Raw genomic sequence first — 18,855 nt, forward strand, 5'->3', positions numbered from 1 at the left:
TTGGGATGAACTTAACAATGATGACATATGGATAATAGACGGGAAAAGCAAGGGTTGTAGTCGCCTATCGACGAGTGACCGAATTCAGTGAAGGGAGGAGTTTGAAAATGATTGATCCACAGCTTCGCGCATATGCACCTTTTGTGGGGCCTTTTGATCCATGTAAACCGATTGAAATTAAAACCTACCTTGTTCCTCCGCAGTTATTTATTCCTTTCCAGCCGATGGGCTGGCCCCAATACAGTCCGGCAGAAGCGCTGAGACTCGGAACATTGTGGCCTGCGCTATACAGTCCTTATACATCCAAAAAAACAAAAGGGAGGGAGGTAGGAGCAGATGGAGCCTGAAGCAGCAAAAGCGTGTGACGCCAGATATTATGAGTTGCTGGAGGAACTGCAAGCCTTGGATTTTGTGTTGGTGGAGCTGAATCTGTATCTGGATACTCACCCGGGTGACTATCAAAGTATTGAACAGTATAACAAGTTTAGCCAGGAGCGGATGAGGGTAGCCCATGAATTTCAGCAGCTGTATGGACCGCTCATGAACTTTGGGCATGCGTTCTCCAAATATCCTTGGCAGTGGTTAGAGGCCCCCTGGCCGTGGCAGGTGTAATGAACGTTTGAGTTGATTGCGAAAGTATGCCGTACCCGGGTTTTCCGGAAACCAGAATCGGGATCCCGGGAAGTGAACGTATGAACGATCCGAATCGGATGACATTCATTTGGTATTTTTGAAGGGGGAATCGTGCAAGATGTGGGTATACGAGAAAAAGCTGCAATATCCTGTTAGGGTAAGTAAATGTGATCCTCATATGGCCAAATTGCTGATGGAACAGTATGGTGGAGCAGACGGGGAACTGGCTGCAGCCCTTCGGTATATGAATCAGCGTTATACCATTCCGGACAAAATTATCGGTCTGTTGAATGACATCGCTACAGAGGAATTTTCCCATCTGGAGATGATCGCAACCATGATCTACAAACTTACCAAGGATGCAACCATTGAACAGCTGGAGAAGGCAGGCCTGGATGCTCACTATGTGAATCACGACAAGGCACTCTTTTACAGCAATGCAGCGGGCGTACCTTTCACTGCAACCTACATCCAAGCAAAGGGTGACCCTATTGCAGATCTGTATGAAGATATCGCTGCGGAGGAGAAGGCTAGGGCTACATATCAATGGTTAATTGATCTGACGGATGATGTGGATCTCCAGGATAGCCTGAAGTTCCTGCGGGAACGGGAGATTGTGCATTCGCTTCGTTTCCGTGAGGCGGTCGAGATCCTGAAGGATGATCGGGAAACCAAGAAGATCTTCTAATCATGCAACCTACCTTGCACATATATAAAAGAAGGATGTCCCTTGAAGTGAAAAAGGACATCCTTCTTTTCGTATAAGTGAAACCAGCTTAGTATTCGACCACCATGGCAACATTTTGCCACCCGGCTCCGACCGTCCAGAACAACACTTTATCACCACGTTCGACCTGACCGGAGGTTATGGCCCGATGCAGAGCAATGAAGGGACTGCTGGTTGAGGTATAGCCGAATTCGTCTCCAATGTAGACGGCAACATCATTTGCGATCCCAATGTTCTCTGATACCGCTCGAATATTACCGATGGATAACTGGGAGAAGCAGGCTGCTTTGATCTGATCTGCTGCAATCTCGTTGCGTCTTAACAATGTGAGAATAGATTCAGAAGCAGCATCAACGCAGATCGAATCATCGAACGGTGTGAATTTGACATGAAAAGCTCCTGCATCCACCCCGGTCTGACCCAATTTCGCCAGGCCTTCTGCAGGAAAGAGGGAATTACCGTACACACAGGTATCCGTTTGGTATATGGAATCAATGAAGCCGGTGGCCTGTTCGTCGCGTTCGATGATGACAGCCGCTGCCGCATCGCCAAAATTGGCATAGTAGACAGGATCATCTGGACTCGCGTGCGGGGCTACATAATCTGAACCGATAATCAGTGCTCTTCGAATTCGGGGATTGCCCAGCATCTGCCGGCTCACCTGTTCAAAGGCTGCCGTCATTCCGGCACAGTTGGCGTTGCTGTCGATACAGATGGTATGGGATGCACCATTAATTAAACGATGAATCATCAAGGAATTCGTAGGGAAGATGTATTCCGGCGTTTGACTTGCATAGGCAATCAGGTCGATATCCGCCCCGGTCAGTCCGGTCTTTTCCAAAAGGTTACTGGCTGCCTCATAAGCCATGCTTAGTGAGTTCTCGTCATCGTTGTTAATTTTGTAACGCTTATCACGCCCAAGCGCTTTTAACAATCCCCGAATATCTACCCCTCTCGCATCAAAATGTTCAATGTAAAAGTCATTGTCCACCTGGTGTGCTGGATGATAAATATCCATATCCACAATACGAATTCCGGCCATCTTCATTCTCCTCTTGAGCGGATGGGTGGATCCACAACTTGTCCGCCTGATTTATTAGGTGGTAACGGTAGATACAATTTCGAGGTTGTCCAGTCCGACAGCACGTCCAAGCCTGGACAACTGCATTTTCAAAATGGCATTATTTTCGAGTGTGAGTACAACCTTTTTGAAGCCGTCCTTTTTGAATAGAGCCAGGCAGCCTTCCAGCAGAGGTACAATTTCCGGAGCGGTGACATTCAGCTTTTTGCAGTCGATACGCAGTTCATATTCCGTTGGGTCAATGGGAGCAATCGTATCCTGATAAGCCGAGATGGAACGCAATCCATCTTCTTGAGAGAAAGATCCCTCCAGTTCAATGTTAAGCACCTTGTTTGGAACGTCAGTCTTGAGTATAAAGCTTCCCATAATTGTCTCTCTCCTTATAAATGAGTTAGGCTATCCTGCTACCAGGGACAAGGTGTTATCGCCACCGTTACTGGCTTCTACGATGTAAGCTGAGATCGAGGATAATTTACCCATATTATAAAGGCGTAGATGTAATGAGATCAAGAATAAAGTCGAATCGTGTATAAAAATGTAGAATAGTTAATTATTGGATTTCATCTAGCGTTGAAAGTAGGACGTTAAATGCACTAATAATACGCGGCGCCCCTACACAAGGTGCCAAATGCAGCAGAATTCCTTTGAGCTCCTCCACAGTTACTCCAACACGAAGTGCCATAACATAATGAACACCCAGTTGTTCAAACTGCCCTTGTGTAATCAGTGAGGATATAACGGCAACTTCTTTCCATTGATCCGAAATGCTGGTACGTTGGAAAATGTCACCGTAAGCTGTACCCATAATGAATTCTGCCAGCTCGGGAAAATGTTCCTTGATGGGGGCCAAGGCTTTGGCTCCGTACTCCCCAGAAAGATTCGCGAAACGCTCCAGCCCTTGAACAATCTGCTCACTCATTTTTGCTCCTCCTAGTTCACAAATTCACGGTACGATGGGCTGTAGGCGGAATCTCATCGCGATCCGTCAACAGCTCGATTACTGCGACTTGTTTCAGTTCTTGTGCTGCCTTGATTGCAGCGGTGAACTCGCCATGTGTTTCTGCCCGAAATGCGGCTGCTCCGAGAGCTTCAGCAAACTTCGACGCATCCATAGGCACTTCGAACAAGGTCCCGTCGATTCGACCTGTTGTTTTTTGCATGCCTTTGAGCGCCATATCCAGCTGTTTATTATTCACTACGATGAAGATGACCGGCAGATTGTGGCATACAGCGGCATTGATCTCGGCTCCGAGCATCATGAAGCATCCGTCGCCTGTAATACAGACGATCGTCTCGTCTGGTGCTGCTGCCTTGGCTCCGATCGCCATACCAATGGCATTCCCCATACAGGCGAAGTATGCGTCAAATACAAAACTGCCAGGTTTTTTCACTTTATAACGCTGAACAGCATGAAAGCCGTGACTTCCGTCATCAACAAATAAGGTATGATCATACGGCAGCATATCGCTCAATTCATCCAAAATGGATGCAAGGGAGAGGTTAGGTAGCGTTGGCAGGGGGACCGTATAGTCTACTGCCGTGGACTCTCTCTTAGGAGCTTCATATTCGGTCAGGGTACCAAGCAGAAACTGCAGATTGTCTTTTAGATCGCCAGTAATATGTAAGGTTTGTGAGTGGAGTATTTTGCCGACAAAGGCAGGATCCGAATCGAACTGAATGAGATGTGCAGGATGATTGTCCGGTTTGAGATTGCAGATCGTCATATCACTCAGCCGCGACCCAAGTACGATATAGAGGTCACTCTGGTTGAGCAATTCATCGGCATGGGGGAAGCCCCCGACACCACAAGGTCCATGATATAACGGATGGTTCCAGGCGATAGCACCTTTCCCACCCGGCGTCGTGATGACAGGAATTTGGAATTGTTCTGCTAACTGCAATAGCTCATCATGAGCTCTGGCTCGATTGACGCCTTTGCCTGCGATAATTAATGGGTGACTGGACTTGTGAAGAAGGGGAAGAATTCGATTAAGGTTAGAGATGCTAATTAGAGGCTCGGGTTCAGGCATGACAATTCGGCATTCAGCAAGCAGCTCGGTCTGAACGTCAAAGGGTAGACAAAGATGAACCGGACCTTTGTTCGGGCCAAGTGCAATGGAGAGGGCATGATTGAGCAATGTACCGAAGTGGTCGCCACGCTCCACCAATTTGCTGAATAACGTAGCGGGTTTGAACATCTCTGCGAGATCGGCCAGATAGGAGGAAGAGTCCTGGCACTGTGGAATGCCTAATTCCTGAATGGATTGATGCCCGGTAATAAATAACACCGGAAGGTTATTGGCTTTGGCATGAGCTGCAGCGGTTAAAAGATTGGTTCCACCCGGACCTGAAGTGGCGAATGCAACACCCAGCCTTCCGGTTTGGAGAGCATAACCAGCTGCTGCGAATCCTGAACTGGATTCGTGGCGACCTGGAATGAACTCAAGGCCGTGGTCCACCATCTTCAGAACAGCAGGGCATATCGATTTTCCAATAATACCAAAGACATGAGTAACACCAAGCTTCTGCAGCGTTTCTGCCAAATAGTCCGCAACGGTTTTCATGCGGGACACCTCGCTTCATAAAATAGGTTTTAAGACCCATAGGGTATAATCCAATTTTTTTCGAATGCAAGTGGTTGTCTAAGGTTGTAAAAGGAAATATATCCTTGTTAATACGAAGGTTATCTTTTAATGTGGTTTTTTGTCAACTTATTTTTATAAGCAAAAGTACCTGATTCTTAAGTTGGTAACGCTTAACTGCTTAAAGGATAAAGGAAAATGTAATGGTTATATATTCCTGCAACCAATGTCCTAATGAGAGTGATTTACATTATATGTAAAATGAAGAAGTCAGATATAGACGTAACCTTTAATTGATCATAAGCATGAAGCTAGATGCTTTTCTTTGCATGTTAACGCAAGTAAACGGACCCCATTTAACTTCTGTTATAATGGAAATCAGATTGGAGGAGACATAATGACACGATTGAAAATGGCTGTGATCGGGTTAGGAAAGATGGGTTTACATATGATTCAACAGGCGAAGCAAGCCGAACTGAATGGAAGTATTGAGCTTGCAGCCGTATGTGAGGCACACGATGAATCGCTTAGGAACTTTGCTGAATCCCATGCGGAAATTAGCGCATACAGCGACTACATGCAGCTGCTGGATGAACATGAAATTGACCTATTGTACATTGCTGTACCGCCTAAATTTCATTATCCTGTCGTCATGGAGGCCTTAAAGCGGAAGATCCATGTGTTTTGCGAGAAACCGCTGGCGAACAGTACAGAAGAGGCGAGAGAAATGCTTGAGGCCGCAGAGCAGGCGGGGGTAGTCCATGCCATTCATTTCTCCATGCCTCACGAACCTTCTGTATTGAAGCTGCAGGAACTGGTGGAGCAGCGCAGCATAGGTGCGATTCGCAAAATAGAGCTGATTTTGCAATTCCCTCAGTGGCCGCGTGCATGGCAGCAGAATTCATGGATTTCAAGCCGTGAGCAGGGGGGCTTTATCCTTGAGGTGGGCATCCACTGGATCCATATGATACAGCATGTGTTTGGCCCAATTACAGAGGTAAGCAGCGAGGTCCAGTACCCCGATAATGCCGAAGAATGTGAACATGAGGTACAGGCGGTAATGAAGCTGGAGGATGGAATCCGTATTCAGCTTAATGGAATTGCTCATTTTGCAGGTAAGGAACGAGTATCCATGGTCGTTTACGGAACTGAAGGCACGATCGCTCTGGAAAACTGGGAAGAACTGATGATGGGGCCAGTTGGCCAGCCGCTTGCACCTGTAGAGGTAGATGAATCGATGGGAGAGCTGCCAGTTCTCAAGCATGTAATCGCTCGTATTCAGGGACAGCCGGCAAAAATCTATGATTTTAACGACGGATACCGTGCCCAATTGGTGTTGGAAGCTCTGCGTAATCCGGAGGGGAACACGATCCAGATCAGCCGCTAGTTGGTTGTGTTGCTGCCTTAGTCAAATGCTGAAAGCAACAGTAAGTGTAACTAATTTATAATTTGCAGAATTAAAATATAAAAAAAGAAGCAGCTTCCTTAAGGAAGCTGCTCTTTTTGTTTTAGCTGCTGTATTTACACGGTTAAGCCAGCTTGAATCGTTTTACCAGTTCGTCGAGTGCATCGGACATTTGATTCAGCTGTTTGGAAGTGTCACTCATTTCCTGCAGGGAGGCAAGCTGTTCTTCGGTCATGGCGGATACTTCCTCCGTAGCAGATGCAGTATCTTCCACAACGATCGATACTTCGTTAATGGAATTCATGACAGCCTCACTGCCCGAAGTGATCTCTTCAACCACCGCGGATACATCCATCATTTGACCGCTGAGTTCATGTATATGTTGTGTGATATTGGCGAAGGCATGGCCTGCGTCCTCGATGGTTCGCAGTCCCTCGTTAACATGAGCCGTGCTCTCGTCCACAACATCCACTGTGCTATGAACACCTGCGACCACGGTTTCCAATATGCTTGTTATTTCCTTGGCTGATGTGGCGCTTTGGTCTGCAAGATTGCGAATCTCAGCTGCGACAACCGCGAAGCCTCGTCCGTTTTCTCCTGCACGTGCTGCCTCAATTCCGGCATTTAATGCGAGCAGATTGGTTTGTCTCGCGATCCCTGACATGGCATCCGCAATGTTGATAACTTGATCGGACATCTTGGAAATATCATTAATGGCTTCCTGCACAGAGAGGAAGGATTGCTCAATAACTCCCATTTTGCCAACTGCATTGTCAATACGCTGCTGCCCATCGGTGGCGATGGATTCGGTGCGTACCGCCCGTTCAGCCACGTCTGCAGCAGATGCGGCCACCCGGCTGAGCCCGGTCTGGAATTGTTGAATTACAGCGACCATCGTTTGTGTAAGAGCAACCTGCTCATCTGCTCCTTCAGCTACTCGTTCCATGGCTGTAGCTACTTCTTTACTGGCCAGGTGGCTGTCCGCCACACCTTTATCCATACGATCCGATGCGGTGCTGAGAACTGTTGCGTTGCGCTGGATGTCCAGCATCATTTGCTGCAAACCAAAAAGCATCGTATTCGCAGACTCGGCGAGTTCTCTTGTCTCATCCCTCATCGGGGTGGCGATGCGCAGGGTCAGGTCACCATTGGAGGAACCGATGTCATTCAGCGCATGGGTAACAGTACGAATGTTTTTGACAATGGCACGGGACAAAATCAATGCCGCAAAGATGGAAATAAGGGCAACAAGGATTAGGGCTCCGTAGAGTTCCCAGTTCAGGATCGTGTTTTTCTGTTTTAATGCCTCTGTACGTGATTCTGTCAGAGCCAGTTCATTGTTCCGGAAAGTAATCAGGGAACTGCGGATCTCGTCCATATCTGCTTTGCCTGGATCTGTTGCAAAAAACTGACGGACGGAATCCAGATCATTAGCCTGACGCAGGGAGACAACCGGCTCTCCGGCCACTTGAATCCAGTCATTCATGGAACGATGTATATCTTGCAATAATGTCAATTGAGCCGGGTTGTCAGAGATAAGGCCCGCTAGCTGCTCCTTGAGCTCGACTAGCTTTTCTTTTCCCTCTATGTATGGATCCAGGTAACTTTCCTGTCCAGTGATCACGTAACCACGCTGTCCGGTCTCCATATCCACCATGTTTTTCTCCAATTCATACGTCAAGGCATGCACTTTCATGTCATGATCAACGAGATAATCCAGCTCTTCCTGAAGCTGACCAATACTGTTCTGAATCAGTAGAATGCTTCCAGCCAGTACCGCCAATACGAGCAGGTAACCCAGCCCGATTTTATAAAAAATTTTGAAAATTCTCTTTTTCTTCATGATTCCTTTTCCTCTCTTTTGGTTATATGTATTTGTCGAAAAAACTTGAAAAAAGCAACTTACAGGACTTATGGATCAGGAGTCTTAAGAACTATTTTTCAGTATTATACGTTATGAAAGTAAGTTTGTATACATAGTTTGTTTATATTTTGTATATGGTTTGTATCGATAAATAAGACATGACCGAATAAACCTTTTACAGTGTTCGGTTTACACTGCCAAACGTTTTTGTTTATCATGGAAAGGGTATGATGCTGATTACATATTTCAATCCGAAAGGAACGAATCCTAGAAATGAGTAAAGAGACTGTATTGCGAAAACCGGAAGCGATGATTTTTGATATGGATGGAACGTTGTTCCAGACAGAAACCTTGCTGTTGCCTGCTTACCAAAAGCTTTTTGATACACTGCGTGCCGAAGGACATTTCGAAGGGGAGACACCTCCCGAGGAACGGATGCTGGGAAGCTTGGGTATGCTGCTCGAGGATATATGGAAAGTGGTCATGCCGGAAGCCTCTGAAGCGGCACACCGTCGTGCAGATGAATTGCTGCTTCAATTGGAAATTGAGGGTCTTGACCAGGGTAGTTCCCAGCTTTACCCGCATGTAAAAGAGACGCTTCAAGCCCTCAAGGAACAAGGTGTTCGTTTGTTTGTTGCGAGTAATGGACTGGAGGACTATGTCAAAGGGGTTGCGTTTGCACACGAGATTATGCCTTTATTCGAAGGTGTATACAGTGCAGGGCAATATAAGACACCTTCCAAGGTAAACCTGGTGCAGATACTGCTTGAAAAACACCGGATTCAGGATGCCTGGATGGTAGGAGACCGCTCGTCCGACGTTGAAGCAGGAAAAATGAATGGGCAGACGGTCATTGGCTGTGCATATGCCGGCTTCGGTCGTGACGAAGAACTTGCTGGATCAGATGTATTAATCTCTGACTTTACCGAGCTTACTCGTCTATACAGAGAAGCTGAATAGCAAGACTACATCTTGAACTGACCATATCAGCGTTCGAAACCGGAAGAAGCCTTTATCTCCGAAGCCCTGTTAAACGGGCGAGGCGGAGATAAAGGCTCTTTGAGATGACATGAATATCGATTTAAGATGCTTGAAGGCCCAGATCCATAGTAAAGTAACTACTTTAATCTTGATTTCCTGGACCTTCGGGCTGCGGTGGACTTACCGGTTACCGGTTTGGTTACTTTCACCTTGTTCGGCGTACTAGCTGTCCGGTTGCGGTACACCCATAGAGCATACTCCAGTGGCTGAGTAATTGCTTTGTAATAGATATTCCGCTCACCAATCCGTGCAAAAACCTCTCGTGCCGGTTTGGGATTCACTTCAAGCAGGAAGATGCGGCCATCCTTGTCAATCGCCAAGTCCAGAGCAAGCTCACACAGATCACCGTACGTATCTTCCAGGAATGAGGCCACTGAAATGCCGAGTTTCTCGGCCGTGGCATTAATCTCATCCCTCAGCTCCTCATCGGTGATCCATTGTTTCATCAATCGGTTCATGGGAACGGCCTGACCGCCGCCATGCAGATTCGATGTTACACTTTTCTCAGCTCCCATACGCCCAGCACAGCCGGTCAGCTCCCATTCTCCCTCGCCATTTTTCTGTACGAGCATGCGATAATCGTGTACACGACCATTGGGAAGCTGGAGCTGAATACCTTCCTGAACCAGATATTTATCTTTCATGTTCCAATGCTGAAGCAGAGAACCGAGCCTTGATAAATGGACTTTACGCGGGGTAATGATACGCCGTTTCTGATCACGTCCCTGGACCAGGACCATATTGGCTTCGCTACTGTTGCGTTCGATCCGCAGGATTCCACGTCCGCCTGTTCCGTTTATGGGCTTCAAATAGATTAGCGAAGAAGCTTTAAGCATTCGATTGACATCAGACATATCCTGGAACAGAACGGTCTCCGGCAAATGTTCACGAAAGGCGGATCTTGCCGAGAGGGTCTGATGTATGGTCCATTTATTGCGAAGCGGCCGGTTTAGGAAAAGCATGTGCCCGTATTTCTCGCGAAAGGCGAGCAGCTGCTGGAATCTGCGATTTCGCTGTATACGGCAGCGGTCGAAGATCATGTCCGGAAATGGACGCCATTCCCTGGACCATCCCTTATCCGAATGGAAGACCATCGCCTCGATCTGTTTGCCACCGGGATGTACATCCGCAGGTGTGAACACGTAAATGTCGAGTCCCCGCTTGCGTCCTTCAAGGATCATTCTGCGGTAGATGCTCCGTTCTTCCAAGGCGCGATGTTCGTTTAAGTACAACGTCATAATGCCTAGAACAGGTGAGGACACAAACAATCACCTTCTTTAGCTGTTATTCCTTTCCATTATCGTTTGGATTGGCGAGCCAGGTATGCGCTATATTGGAAAATACGTTCCAATGACTTTTTACGAATCTGGGGTTCATCAAATTTCATCGGTTTCGCATTGGCTTCGAAGAACCAGATTTCTCCAAGGTCATCGATGCCAAGGTCCATAGACATCTCCCCAAGCGTATGGCCAGAGCCTCGTTCAACCTGACGGGCAATCGTTAATGATGTCGATCTGACCTTTTTCATTAGTGCAGTTGTTGTTTCTTCCCCGAACAGTTCGGTAAGGAGCTTCTCGGGATCTTCAACGCTGCCTCCGCGTGGAACGTGGGTTGTAATGCTTCGCGAACCCGCCAGTCTGGCACCCACCCCTGTTACACTCCACTGTCCTTTGCCATTCTTCTGTACCAGAACGCGCAGATCGAAGGGGCGTTTGCGGGATGAGGCAAGCTCGATTCCTTGCTGCATGATATAAGGCGTATGCCCGGTTTCCCGGCGAATGCGAGACCATAACTTCGCAAGTGATGCTGCCTTATACGTGGTACTCTTACGGGAACTTTGTATTCGGAGCCGGAACGGCAGACGTTCCTTTTCCTGAAACTTCAGCATCATGATGCCTTTTCCCGCTTTTCCGCTCTCCGGCTTCAGATAGAGATAGGGAAAAGCCCGCAGCACCGTACCCAGCGTAGTAGCACTTCGCATCCGGCGTGTATGAGGGATCAGATGCTGGGTGGATTTGGACTTCTTCAGCCATTCGAACAGATCCCATTTATTGAAGAAAAACGGATTATACAGCTCGATCCCCGCTTGCATGCATTCCTCAATTTTCCGCTGAACGGAGGGCTTTCGCTCATCTTCCCGATAGGGAATGCGATTGTACAGCACATGAGGGAGAGGGAAGGACTGTGAAGTCCACTTTCCGCTCCCTTTGTTGTACGTATAGCCCTTAACCGTAGGCCCGTTCACGTTCAAATCTCTTACCGTTACGATATACACCTGATAACCCATGTTTTCGCCTGTCTGTATAATGTCCAGAAAATTTTGATGGTTTCCCCTGAATCCCCGGTGGTCGTCGTGCATGGTCAACACGGCAATGACAGGTTTGAAATCATCATGAAGGCTCATCAAATGCCGTCCCTCTTCCGGAATTTGCTCAAATACAGGCAGTGTTCCAAAATGTGCTCCACCGATGATTTTCCCTCCACCCGGAGTGAAGGGTGACGGAAGATGGAGCGCCCGGGTTTGGCGTTCGCTTCGAACATCCATACATGTTCCTCCTGATCAATGCCCAGATCAAAGCCAATCTCACCAATCAGATGCTGGTGCTGGGTTTCAATCGCCTGGGCCAGTGTAATAGCGACGGATTTGGCCTGCTGCAGCACTTCTCCCGCACGTTCGCCGAAGTTACGGCTAAGCGCCTGTTCAGGGGTCATCAGGGAGCCGCCATTTTTGATGTGGGTAGTCACGCTGCCCCGACCAGCCTTTTTGGCACCGATACCGACGACGACCCATTGATTGCTCCCGTTTTTGTGCATGTGGAAGCGAAAATCAATCGGACACTCATCGATCTCAATGAGCCGGATTCCCTGCTGTACGACATAGCCTCGCAGCTGTTTTCCATGTCTGCCCTGAAGCATGCGCATTAGGCCATTGAAGGAGCCGAAGCGAAGCAGGGCATTGCCGCCTTTTTTGCGATAACGCGCGAAATATCCGCGTTTGGGCGAATAGGTCAAGCGGTAGATTCCGTTACCGAGACTTCCAGCTGTGGGCTTATAATATACAAACTGGTGTCGCTCCAGCATTTCTCTCATTTGTTCGACAGTCGGATTGGTGATTGATTCTGGAATGTACCTACCTGCTTCAGGATCATTCTCGAGCAGCTTGTAGATGTCCGATTTATTGAAAAAGCTCCAGTTGAAAAATGGGATCTTACGACGGACAAACCGTTCCCTCAGTTGATTGATGGCAGGCGAGAAATCGGAACGACGGCTGGGTAACCTGTTGTACACGACGTCTGGCAAAGGGACCGTTTTCCGTACAAAGCTTCCGTTTTCGTTCAGAAAAAAACCGGATACCGTTTCATTCTGCCAGTTAATATCTCTTGGAGTAAACGCATAGATATAGGATTTGCGGCCGCCTTCCCGGAGCAATTGCTTGATGAACCCGGTGCGGGAGCCAAATGGATTCGAGCTCGTTCCAGGTCCATCGGACAATACGCCAATCAGTGGACCGAGCTGGACTTCATCATTTTGCAGGTTGCGCAGATAGATGCTGCCCCGCTTGGGAACGTTCATCAGATTGCGTATGCCCGAGGCGAGATAGAGGTGTTTCCCTGCCTTCTTGATCGGTTTGATGGTTGCAGGCACCCGGTCTCGCCCAAACCGCAGATGTATCGTTTTTTTGCCGGATAGATTCAGACTTTTCATTAGTGCGTTGGATACATAAACCACTTTATCCGGTTGCTGCGTAAAATGCAGATTGCAAAAGGTCAAACTCATGATTTATCCTCCTATCCTGAAAAAAATCCTTCGGCTCCATGGCAAGCGGGCGCTGCGGGCCTAGCCGCCTTGAATCGGGATGGGTTTCAGGCCAGCTGTGCTGGATGTATTCGGCATTTTCATTGGACGAACGACGTCCGTGAGAACATGTTGTTGCAGCAAATAACGAGCATAGGCAAGCGGCTGGGTGTAAGTCAGTGTCTGCATGTGTCGGTCACCTGCCTCTGCGAATGAAGAGCGCCCTGGCTTCGAATTGACCTCCAGCAGCCAGAGACGACCTGTCGAATCTGCTCCAAAATCCAGTCCCAATTCAGCAAGTCTGCCGAATTGACCCTCCAGCAAGGGAGGGATTAGAGCAGCAGCATGGTCGATCCCTTCTAAAATGGTATTGGCACGCATACTCCCGTATCGATCCATGAGATAAGAGTGAGCGGGATAGGCCTTTCCTCCGCCATGCAAATTGGAGGTAAGGGAGCCCTCGGCACCCTCGCGAACCATGCATCCTGTCAGGGTCCAGCGTCCGTGTTTGTTTTTTTGCACCAGGGCACGGATGTCGAATGGATGCCCGTGATGACTCAGATCCAGATATGGCTGCATGATCATCCGGCGACTGGAAATCTTGGATTCAAGCCAGGTTGAGAGCGCATGACGTGTATAAAATCTGCGCTGATAACGTTCATTGTCCTGATCTCTGCCTTCAATGACCCATGTGGGGGTATCATTTTCCTGGGTGAGACGAAATGTTTCCTTGCCATGGGTTCCTGAAACAGGCTTGAAGAAAAGTCCCTTGGGCCACCGTTTCAGCCACTGCTCCCATGGAGCTTGAGGTTGAAGGAGTACGGTGGGAACGAGAAGTCTGCTCAGCTGTTTTTCCCGAGACATTGCCCGGTGGACCTTCCATTTACCCGGGAGGGAAACAGACCAGTAGGGTCTGATGTGCCCGCTGCCCGATAAAGCAAGTTCATGAAGCTGCTGTCTACATCGTCTTGGAAGTGGCAGCAGGCACCGATCCATCAGCATTTGTACCCCGTGAACAGGAGCTGTTTTCCATTTTCCGTTACGGTAAATGTATCCTTTTTCTGGTAAAGGGTTATCTCTATCAGCGGATATGGGCAGCACGATGATATTCAGGTTATAGCGATGACTCTCCAAACTGAGACGACGGCAAAAGAGTTCATCCGAGAACGGTGGTGATCCCTCTGCAGCACGGACCAGGATGGCTATGGTTGATGTTTGCGGCGATGATGGCATCGGAATGCACCTCCTGTAATGGATCACTCTTCAGAATCCGGCCAGATACGTGGAGTATTCCAGCATGGCTTTGACAGAGGGCCGGATTTTACTCTCGCTCAGTGGCGTATTGTCATTCTTGGACGGTTTTGAATTAACCTCGAGCAGCCAGACACGACCAGTGGTATCCATCGCAAGATCAATACCAAGTTCACCGAAATGGGCCGGAATCGCATGCTCAATTCCTTTGGCAATGTCGAGCGCCGCCGTATGAAGATTGGCATAAGCTGAGGCTTTGGCTGATGCGGGAAGCTGGGTTTTGGCCACGGCATCCTTAACGGTACTGAGGCTTCCGCCGCGGGCTAGATTCGATACATAATGGCTGCCTCCGGCAATGCGGGCTACGATGGATGTAACACTCCATTTGCCTGATCTGTTTTTTTGTACGAGGGCACGGAAGTCGACGGGCCTACCGCTATTATCAATGAGAGACAGCCCTTGCTGAATCTGGTATCGCGTCGTTTTCATTTTTCCGGACAGACTGGCATAGAGTTTATCCAGAGAAGTATACGTTTGTTTGCGGGTACCTCCAACACTGGTTGCGAGTGTAAGGAAACTTCCGTCAATTTGACGGGAGACCCGGATGATTCCTTTACCAAGCGAACCTCGCACAGGCTTGAGAAATACAACCGGATACCGGGTGCACATCGTTTTGAGCGTGGCAGAGGACTTCAGCAAATGTGACTCCGGCAGGACCCTTTTGAGCGTTGTAATGGACTTCAAGGCATCAAACACTTCATTTTTGTCCAGGAACTTTTCATTGAAGGTTTGTGTGCCGTAGAGAGATTTTACTTCTTTCATGAAATGCTGTACGCTAGGTTTGTTCTCAAGCTTACGGGATGTCAGCCTGTTATTGACGACGTCTGCAATGGGCAGAACCGTCTTTTTCCAGCCGTCATCATACACCCAGCCCTGAATATGACCCGTTACCGCTCCGATATCCTCTGGTGTGAAAAAGGATACATAGGCGCCCTGCTTACGGCAGGCCTTCACCAGCTCATGACAGAACATCGTGATGGAGCCAAAGGGCCGATCGGGCTGATCGGGATAATCCTGGCTTACCAGCACACTGATGAAGGGGCCAAGGCGCAGCGTACGGCTGGCTGAACGATAGGATACACTCAGGACCGAACGGGGAACCAGGCCGGTCTTGCTGGCTACCGTCTGATTGATGCGAAGGCCGTCGTATCTGGGAACCGGAATAACGGTGACTTCACGGCGGTAAGAGCCGAATTGAAGCTGAAGCGGCCTTCCCGAAGGGATTTTAAGGGCCTTGAGCACCCCTTCGCCCAGCATGATGACGTCGTCCTGCAGGATGCCCGAGCCGGTAACCTGAATCGTTACTTTTTTAGTGGACATCACGGATCTCCTTCCGGGCGGCAACTTGATGTCTGATCTCGAAGTTGAACGGCATCTGAACATGGCATGTGCTTCATCATATGAGGACATATACCCCTTGGTGATTGACCCATTTGGATTAAATGCAATTGATTTGACATCGGAATCGATGACCTGTCTGGGTCAGCCATTGTTTGAGAGAAGAGAAATGCGTGTATAAACACGGGTGAACGTTGCGACGAGAAAATTGAGGGAATGATTGAATAGCAGCAGAACAATCCAAATTGAGGAGGAATAATAGTGAATATTTATGACAAAGCCAATGATCTGGCCAAAGCACTGAGAGAAAGCAGCGAGGTGGAAGAAATTACGTCCGCGATGAAGCTGATCGAAGCTGATCCGGAGGCGAAACGCATGCTGGACAGCTTCCGTGATCAACAAATGGAATTGCAGCAGCGCATGATGAGCGGCGACATGCCGGCACCGGACGAGATGGAGAAAATGGAGAAGCTGTTTGAGGTGCTGAGCCTGAATCTCAACATCCGTCGCCTATTCGATGCGGAGCGCCGTCTGAGCGTAATCATTGAAGATGTGAACAAAATTATTGCTGACAGCCTGGGCCATCTGTATGGTGGAGCTGAGGCGTAAAACGTTTAACAGGTTATTTGTCTAAATCTTTCATATTGCACAGTTCCGGTTCATAGACTAGACATATAGAGTCGATCAAGAACGAAGGAGCTGTGTATGGTGAAAAGGTTGAAAAAGGCAAAACATGTGATCTATCTGCTTATTGCTCTGTCAATGCTGGTTATCGCGCTGCCGCGTATTTCCTTCGCAGGTGGAATGGACTGGGTTAATATTTTTGGCATCGTATGGGTGCTGTTCTCCCTATTAATCATTGGTGCGCACCTTCATTTCATTCTTGGTGTAGATGAAGAGAAGAAGCGTGCACTGGAAGCTGTTCGCCGGGCCAAGCTGCGGCAGTGGGAGATGAAGCTGGTGGACAAGCAGGAGCAGAGCAAATCTGTATAAGCCTTGCATCAAGGCATCAGGACAGAATCCGAAGACCGATCATCCTTCAATCCGAAGGGTAATCGGTCTTTTTGCGTTGATAAACGAAGTGCGGGGGAATGGGGTTATTTTCCTCAGAGCGTGTTATAATAGATACAGAATAGTACAGATGCATCTTCGGGGGTGGTACAGATGGACGGACAGGAAGAGAACGTGACGAAGCACGAACAGCTGCTGCAGCATATCGAACAGTTAAAAGTCGGCAGTAAAATATCGGTCCGTGGCCTGGCAAGAGAGCTTGGCGTAAGTGAAGGGACCGCTTATCGGGCAGTCAAGGAAGCAGAGAACTTCGGGCTGGTGGTAACCAAAGAACGAATTGGAACGGTACGGATCGAAAAGAGGCCGCGCGGCATGTCAGAACAGCTGACCTTTGCCGATGTGGTCACCATTGTGGAAGGTCATGTGCTCGGAGGCAGTGATGGCTTGGCCAAACCGCTTCATAAGTATGTGATTGGTGCGATGAAAGAGCAGGCCATGGCCCGCTATATAGATGCAGGAAGTCTACTTATTGTGGGTAACCGGGATAATGCCCATTCGCTTGCACTTGAGCAGGGAGCGGGTGTACTCATCACCGGCGGTTTCGGCACAAGCCGTGAAGTCAGATTGCTGGCAGATGAACTGGGACTGCCGATTATTTCTTCCAGACATGATACATTCACCGTGGCTTCCATGATTAACCGAGCAATCTTTGACCGATTGATCAAGAAAAAAATCATGCTTGTGGAGGATATTATCGGTCAGAAGCCCCGTCTTCAAGTGCTCAAGGTCACCAGCTCTGCCGCTGATTTTCACAAGCTGGTTGCCGAAACGGGAGATCATCGCTTCCCGGTAGTTGACGAATGGAATCGGGTTATCGGCATTGTCAGCCTGAAGGATGTGAGCGAACTTCTGGAAGACCAGAGCATTGAGAAATGCGTCGTGCGCCGTCCGGTTACGGCCTCGCTGCAAACCTCACTGGCTTCTGCCGCGCAGATCATGACTTGGGAAGGCATTGATTTTCTGCCCATTGTGGATCGCAATCGGAAGCTGATTGCCTCCATAACGCGGAAGGAAGTACTGCAGGCCATGCGCGACGCGCAGAAGCAGCCGCAGCTCGGCGAGACCTTCGATCATCTGATCTGGAACGGGTTTGCCGAGGAACGCGGAGAACAGAATGAGTTAATGTTTCATGGTTTCATTATTCCGCAGATGGCGACAGACTTGGGCACGATCTCTGAAGGGGTGCTGCTGAACGTCATGACGCAGGCAGGACGCCGGGCTGCCTGGGATGTTACGGGTAACGATTATGTCGTGGATAATGTGACGACGTATTTTGTGCATCCGGTGCAGATTGAGGATCAGATTTTGGTTCGACCCGTCATTCTGGAAACGAGCCGCCGAACCTGCAAAATGGACATTGTCATTACCCGTGAAGGAAATGTCGTATGCAAAGCGGTCATGACGCTGCAATCCATTGATCATGGCTAGTTCAGGTGATTAGTGAATCACTGCTCCCATATATAACGAAGAGGATATCCCCCACTATTGTCATGTCGAACTGCTGTTCACAGCCGGCATTCAGACATGTATCGATGAGTGGAATATCCTCTTTTCGCTGCAGATAGGGTATAACTGCGTGCATTAAACAGATTGCCTGGACGCACGGCCTGACTGATTTCCGCTGTGCTCCCGTAGACGGGCAAAGTAGCTGCGGTTGCGCAAACCGGCGAACAGATTGTAAGCACCGATAATTAGAAAGAGCGCTTCCACAACAATAGACAGGCTCGATCCAGTGAAGACAAACATGAGGATTATGGACAATACAATCAGCATGCCACCCATCCAGATATTGGTCCATGAACGGTAAAGGCCAGCGTCAGCGGCATTCGCGGCCCGGTACGAACGAATGCTGTTCAGCGCCGAGCAGACCATGGCTAGAGCGAAAATGGCAATCAGGACATACTTGAGAACATCAATCAACACGAATGAGCAGCTCCTTTTCTGGAAAGCATTTACTGCCCTTATTGTACCACGCGAGACAGGGACAAGGGCAGTTTTTTCTAGCCT

19 protein-coding genes are annotated in these 18,855 nt (G+C 48.7%); 8 read left to right on the forward strand and 11 right to left on the reverse strand.

All coding sequences use genetic code 11. The features are described from left to right. Positions 1–107 precede the first annotated feature (107 nt). From F4V51_RS09295 to F4V51_RS09305, 3 genes are all read left to right on the forward strand, one after another. A complete protein-coding gene (locus F4V51_RS09295) occupies positions 108–347 on the forward strand; it encodes a spore coat associated protein CotJA (RefSeq protein ID WP_095359029.1) in 240 nt (79 codons plus the stop codon). Beyond that, positions 337–612, forward strand: a complete 276-nt coding sequence (locus F4V51_RS09300) for a spore coat protein CotJB (protein ID WP_153977757.1) — start codon at positions 337–339, stop codon at positions 610–612. The genes F4V51_RS09295 and F4V51_RS09300 overlap by 11 nt, the downstream gene beginning before the upstream one ends. A gap of 139 nt (positions 613–751) precedes the next feature. Continuing rightward, complete coding sequence (locus tag F4V51_RS09305; protein WP_153977758.1) at positions 752–1,321, forward strand: manganese catalase family protein; 570 nt, start codon at positions 752–754, stop codon at positions 1,319–1,321. Between the two features lie 88 nt (positions 1,322–1,409). On the opposite strand, the gene F4V51_RS09310 is transcribed toward F4V51_RS09305, so the two are convergent. The 4 genes from F4V51_RS09310 to F4V51_RS09325 all read right to left on the reverse strand — a co-directional run bounded on the left by F4V51_RS09310 (position 1,410) and on the right by F4V51_RS09325 (position 5,005). Then, positions 1,410–2,402: a 3-oxoacyl-[acyl-carrier-protein] synthase III C-terminal domain-containing protein gene (locus F4V51_RS09310; RefSeq protein ID WP_153977759.1), complete on the reverse strand. Its 993-nt coding sequence runs from the start codon at positions 2,400–2,402 to the stop codon at positions 1,410–1,412. Positions 2,403–2,456: 54 nt separating this feature from the next. Next, positions 2,457–2,807: a hypothetical protein gene (locus F4V51_RS09315; RefSeq protein WP_153977760.1), complete on the reverse strand. Its 351-nt coding sequence runs from the start codon at positions 2,805–2,807 to the stop codon at positions 2,457–2,459. A 184-nt stretch (positions 2,808–2,991) separates the two neighbouring features. Continuing rightward, entirely contained in the window at positions 2,992–3,360 is a 369-nt protein-coding gene (locus tag F4V51_RS09320) for a carboxymuconolactone decarboxylase family protein (protein WP_153977761.1), read from the reverse strand. A gap of 16 nt (positions 3,361–3,376) precedes the next feature. Further along, on the reverse strand, positions 3,377–5,005 hold the full coding sequence (locus F4V51_RS09325) for a thiamine pyrophosphate-binding protein (RefSeq protein ID WP_153977762.1): 1,629 nt from the start codon (positions 5,003–5,005) through the stop codon (positions 3,377–3,379). A gap of 415 nt (positions 5,006–5,420) precedes the next feature. Between F4V51_RS09325 and F4V51_RS09330 the strand changes: the two genes are divergently transcribed. Next, on the forward strand, positions 5,421–6,410 hold the full coding sequence (locus F4V51_RS09330) for a Gfo/Idh/MocA family protein (protein ID WP_153977763.1): 990 nt from the start codon (positions 5,421–5,423) through the stop codon (positions 6,408–6,410). Between the two features lie 142 nt (positions 6,411–6,552). Here the strand turns inward: F4V51_RS09330 and F4V51_RS09335 are convergent, their stop codons facing one another. Further along, positions 6,553–8,271 (reverse strand): methyl-accepting chemotaxis protein, encoded by a 1,719-nt coding sequence (locus F4V51_RS09335; protein ID WP_153977764.1) that lies wholly within the window; start codon positions 8,269–8,271, stop codon positions 6,553–6,555. A gap of 294 nt (positions 8,272–8,565) precedes the next feature. Between F4V51_RS09335 and F4V51_RS09340 the strand changes: the two genes are divergently transcribed. Beyond that, entirely contained in the window at positions 8,566–9,252 is a 687-nt protein-coding gene (locus F4V51_RS09340) for an HAD hydrolase-like protein (RefSeq protein WP_095359022.1), read from the forward strand. Positions 9,253–9,410: 158 nt separating this feature from the next. On the opposite strand, the gene F4V51_RS09345 is transcribed toward F4V51_RS09340, so the two are convergent. The 5 genes from F4V51_RS09345 to F4V51_RS09365 are packed head-to-tail and all read right to left on the reverse strand — an operon-like array spanning position 9,411 to position 15,759. Beyond that, positions 9,411–10,595, reverse strand: coding sequence for a YheC/YheD family endospore coat-associated protein (locus tag F4V51_RS09345; protein ID WP_153977765.1), 1,185 nt, complete (start codon positions 10,593–10,595; stop codon positions 9,411–9,413). A gap of 35 nt (positions 10,596–10,630) precedes the next feature. Next, positions 10,631–11,737: a YheC/YheD family endospore coat-associated protein gene (locus F4V51_RS09350; protein ID WP_153980631.1), complete on the reverse strand. Its 1,107-nt coding sequence runs from the start codon at positions 11,735–11,737 to the stop codon at positions 10,631–10,633. Next, positions 11,737–13,110: a YheC/YheD family endospore coat-associated protein gene (locus tag F4V51_RS09355; protein ID WP_153977766.1), complete on the reverse strand. Its 1,374-nt coding sequence runs from the start codon at positions 13,108–13,110 to the stop codon at positions 11,737–11,739. Before F4V51_RS09355 ends, F4V51_RS09350 begins: the two co-directional genes overlap by 1 nt. Before the next feature lie 60 nt (positions 13,111–13,170). Beyond that, positions 13,171–14,361 (reverse strand): YheC/YheD family endospore coat-associated protein, encoded by a 1,191-nt coding sequence (locus F4V51_RS09360; RefSeq protein WP_153977767.1) that lies wholly within the window; start codon positions 14,359–14,361, stop codon positions 13,171–13,173. Between the two features lie 30 nt (positions 14,362–14,391). Next, the gene (locus F4V51_RS09365; RefSeq protein WP_153977768.1) at positions 14,392–15,759 is read right to left on the reverse strand and encodes a YheC/YheD family endospore coat-associated protein; all 1,368 of its coding nucleotides are present in this window, start codon (positions 15,757–15,759) and stop codon (positions 14,392–14,394) included. Between the two features lie 279 nt (positions 15,760–16,038). Between F4V51_RS09365 and F4V51_RS09370 the strand changes: the two genes are divergently transcribed. The 3 genes from F4V51_RS09370 (at position 16,039) to F4V51_RS09380 (ending at position 18,276) form a co-directional block, all read left to right on the forward strand. After that, positions 16,039–16,386, forward strand: coding sequence for a YlbF/YmcA family competence regulator (locus F4V51_RS09370; protein ID WP_095288137.1), 348 nt, complete (start codon positions 16,039–16,041; stop codon positions 16,384–16,386). A gap of 96 nt (positions 16,387–16,482) precedes the next feature. Beyond that, positions 16,483–16,770: a hypothetical protein gene (locus F4V51_RS09375; RefSeq protein ID WP_076289792.1), complete on the forward strand. Its 288-nt coding sequence runs from the start codon at positions 16,483–16,485 to the stop codon at positions 16,768–16,770. 171 nt (positions 16,771–16,941) lie between these two features. After that, positions 16,942–18,276 (forward strand): DRTGG domain-containing protein, encoded by a 1,335-nt coding sequence (locus tag F4V51_RS09380; protein ID WP_153977769.1) that lies wholly within the window; start codon positions 16,942–16,944, stop codon positions 18,274–18,276. Positions 18,277–18,429: 153 nt separating this feature from the next. On the opposite strand, the gene F4V51_RS09385 is transcribed toward F4V51_RS09380, so the two are convergent. Continuing rightward, the gene (locus F4V51_RS09385) at positions 18,430–18,771 is read right to left on the reverse strand and encodes a YtpI family protein (protein ID WP_153977770.1); all 342 of its coding nucleotides are present in this window, start codon (positions 18,769–18,771) and stop codon (positions 18,430–18,432) included. Positions 18,772–18,855 lie beyond the last annotated feature (84 nt).

The organism is Paenibacillus xylanilyticus, assembly GCF_009664365.1.
GTDB lineage: Bacteria > Bacillota > Bacilli > Paenibacillales > Paenibacillaceae > Paenibacillus > Paenibacillus xylanilyticus_A.

Coding starts and splice junctions, on each gene's coding strand:
- F4V51_RS09295 (WP_095359029.1), top strand. CDS start 108: ATGATTGATCCACAGCTTCGCGCATATGCACCTTTTGTGGGGCCTTTT.
- F4V51_RS09300 (WP_153977757.1), top strand. CDS start 337: ATGGAGCCTGAAGCAGCAAAAGCGTGTGACGCCAGATATTATGAGTTG.
- F4V51_RS09305 (WP_153977758.1), top strand. CDS start 752: ATGTGGGTATACGAGAAAAAGCTGCAATATCCTGTTAGGGTAAGTAAA.
- F4V51_RS09310 (WP_153977759.1), bottom strand. CDS start 2,402: ATGGCCGGAATTCGTATTGTGGATATGGATATTTATCATCCAGCACAC.
- F4V51_RS09315 (WP_153977760.1), bottom strand. CDS start 2,807: ATGGGAAGCTTTATACTCAAGACTGACGTTCCAAACAAGGTGCTTAAC.
- F4V51_RS09320 (WP_153977761.1), bottom strand. CDS start 3,360: ATGAGTGAGCAGATTGTTCAAGGGCTGGAGCGTTTCGCGAATCTTTCT.
- F4V51_RS09325 (WP_153977762.1), bottom strand. CDS start 5,005: ATGAAAACCGTTGCGGACTATTTGGCAGAAACGCTGCAGAAGCTTGGT.
- F4V51_RS09330 (WP_153977763.1), top strand. CDS start 5,421: ATGACACGATTGAAAATGGCTGTGATCGGGTTAGGAAAGATGGGTTTA.
- F4V51_RS09335 (WP_153977764.1), bottom strand. CDS start 8,271: ATGAAGAAAAAGAGAATTTTCAAAATTTTTTATAAAATCGGGCTGGGT.
- F4V51_RS09340 (WP_095359022.1), top strand. CDS start 8,566: ATGAGTAAAGAGACTGTATTGCGAAAACCGGAAGCGATGATTTTTGAT.
- F4V51_RS09350 (WP_153980631.1), bottom strand. CDS start 11,737: ATGAGCCTTCATGATGATTTCAAACCTGTCATTGCCGTGTTGACCATG.
- F4V51_RS09355 (WP_153977766.1), bottom strand. CDS start 13,110: ATGAGTTTGACCTTTTGCAATCTGCATTTTACGCAGCAACCGGATAAA.
- F4V51_RS09360 (WP_153977767.1), bottom strand. CDS start 14,361: ATGCCATCATCGCCGCAAACATCAACCATAGCCATCCTGGTCCGTGCT.
- F4V51_RS09365 (WP_153977768.1), bottom strand. CDS start 15,759: ATGTCCACTAAAAAAGTAACGATTCAGGTTACCGGCTCGGGCATCCTG.
- F4V51_RS09375 (WP_076289792.1), top strand. CDS start 16,483: ATGGTGAAAAGGTTGAAAAAGGCAAAACATGTGATCTATCTGCTTATT.
- F4V51_RS09380 (WP_153977769.1), top strand. CDS start 16,942: ATGGACGGACAGGAAGAGAACGTGACGAAGCACGAACAGCTGCTGCAG.